We start from the raw sequence: 820 nt of genomic DNA on the forward strand, positions 1-820 counted from the left end.
CCAACGACGAGTAACTTAACCTATTGTGTAGGCGATACAGCCGCAGCAATCACCACAGCGGTAAGCGGAACTACAGGTACACTTGCTTGGTATAGTGATGCAGCAGGAACAACATCAATAACAGCACCAACGATCGATACAAGTTCAGCAAGTGCAGCAACGACATATTATGTAAGTCAAACCGATGGAAATAATTGTGAGAGTGCAGTAGCCGCAGTAGTTGTGACGGTAAATGCTTTACCAACAACACCAACGACGAGTAACTTAACCTATTGTGTAGGCGATACAGCCGCAGCAATCACCACAGCGGTAAGCGGAACTACCGGTACACTTGCTTGGTATAGTGATGCAGCAGGAACAACATCAATAACAGCACCAACGATCGATACAAGTTCAGCAAGTGCAGCAACGACATATTATGTAAGTCAAACCGATGGAAATAATTGTGAGAGTGCAGTAGCCGCAGTAGTTGTGACGGTAAATGCTTTACCAACAGTAGCTACTGGTAGTTATGGAAGTATATTAGTTACTGCTTCAGCAATTACAGTAACAGGAACTCCAACAGACTCTAATGGTACTTGGACAGGTTTAGGTATAACAGATGGAGCAAATGGAACAGCAACTTTTAACCCTTCAGGATTAAATGGAGCTGTAACTTTAACATATACTTATACGGATGGGAATAATTGTTTAGCAACAGCAACTACTATTATAAATGTATTAGCAGATCCATTACCAGTTGTTACTGATGATACAGCAACGTATACACCAGGTTCTGCAAGTGATCCAATAGATGTAACAGGTAATGATACAACAGGAG

At 42.0% G+C, this 820-nt stretch carries 1 pseudogene; it reads left to right on the top strand.

What is annotated here, in order from left to right:
* Positions 1-820: pseudogene (locus Q0733_RS12960) on the top strand (hypothetical protein); the annotation flags it as partial.

The organism is uncultured Polaribacter sp. (genome assembly GCF_947500975.1).
Lineage (GTDB): Bacteria > Bacteroidota > Bacteroidia > Flavobacteriales > Flavobacteriaceae > Polaribacter.